Origin of the sequence: Verrucosispora sp. SN26_14.1 (genome assembly GCF_004307965.1) — a bacterium.
In the GTDB taxonomy this organism is placed as follows: Bacteria; Actinomycetota; Actinomycetes; order Mycobacteriales; family Micromonosporaceae; genus Micromonospora.
Map to the genome: position 1 here is coordinate 1 of NZ_SISL01000788.1, position 1,287 is coordinate 1,287.

The window sequence follows — 1,287 nt, forward strand, 5'->3', positions numbered from 1 at the left end:
GCCGCCGCAACGGCGGCGGCAGCACGTCCAGGACGGTCACCCCACCGACGACGTGGTGGCGGCCCGGGTCGCGCAGCAACGCCCGGTCGCCGACGAGCAGCGGCACCGGACGCCCCAACCGCAACCGGACGGTGTCGCCGCCCAGCGGACGCACCCGCACCGGCACGGCCGCCGCACCCACGTGCAGGGTCAGCGTGGCCGGCAGCTCGGCCACCGGGTCGCCGGCCAGCCGCACGTCGACCAGGTCGGTGGACCGGAACCGACCCGGGGTGAGCAACGCGTCGCCGCGCGCGACCCGGTCCCGGGACACCCCGCGCAGGTTGACCGCCACCCGGGCCACCGGGTCGACGGCGTCGCGGGCCTCGCCCAGGCGGTGCAGGCCCCGTACCCGCACCAGGTCACCGGTGCCGGCCAGTTCCAGCTCGTCACCGACCCGCAACCGGCCCACGCCGAGGGTGCCGGTGACCACCGTGCCGCTGCCGCGCACCGTGAAATGACGGTCGACCCAGAGCCGCACCGGCGCCGCGTGGTCGGCGGACGGCACGCGGGCAGCCAACCGGTCCAGGGCGGCACGCAGCTCGGGCAGGCCGACACCGGTGACCCCGCTGACCACCACCGACTCCACCGCGCCCAGGGTGGTGGAGGCCAGCTCGGCCCGGGCGCGCGCCAGCGCCGGACCCGGATCGGCCAGGTCCGCGCGGGTCACCACGAGCAGGCCGTACGCGACGCCGAGCGCGTCCAGGGCGGCCAGGTGCTCGGCGGACTGGGGCATCCAACCCTCGTCGGCGGCGACGACCATCACGGCGGCGGGCACCGGGCCCACCCCGGCCAGCATGTTCGGCACGAACCGTTCGTGCCCGGGTACGTCCACGAAGGCGACGACGGCCCCGGACGGCAACGTGGTCCAGGCGAAGCCCAGGTCGATGGTCATGCCCCGACGGCGTTCCTCCGCCCACCGGTCCGGTTCCATCCCGGTCAGCGCCCGCACCAGCGTCGACTTGCCGTGGTCGACGTGCCCGGCGGTGGCCACCACCAGCATGGTCAGTCGCCGTCCGGGACGGCGAGCACGGCGGCGCGGACGGTCGGGTCGGCGTGCTCCGGCACGCACCGCAGGTCCAACAGCAGCCGGCCCCGCGCCACCCGGCCGAGCACCGGCGGCTCACCGGTGCGCAGCGGTGCGGCGTAGCGCTCCGGCAGGCTCAACGCCCACGAGTCCAGCTCCACGCCGGGAGCACCGCCACCGCCCACCACCGCCGCCGACGGCACCACGTCGGCCTTACGCTGTCT

General features: G+C 76.7%; 1 protein-coding gene and 1 pseudogene. Both read right to left on the minus strand.

Annotated features, from left to right (window positions below; translation table 11 throughout):
• A partial coding sequence (selB, locus tag EYA84_RS31930) for a selenocysteine-specific translation elongation factor (RefSeq protein ID WP_131057867.1) occupies positions 1-1,039 on the minus strand: 1,039 nt, incomplete at its 3' end.
• Positions 1,040-1,041: 2 nt separating this feature from the next.
• Positions 1,042-1,287 (minus strand): annotated as a pseudogene (locus EYA84_RS31935) (L-seryl-tRNA(Sec) selenium transferase); the annotation flags it as partial.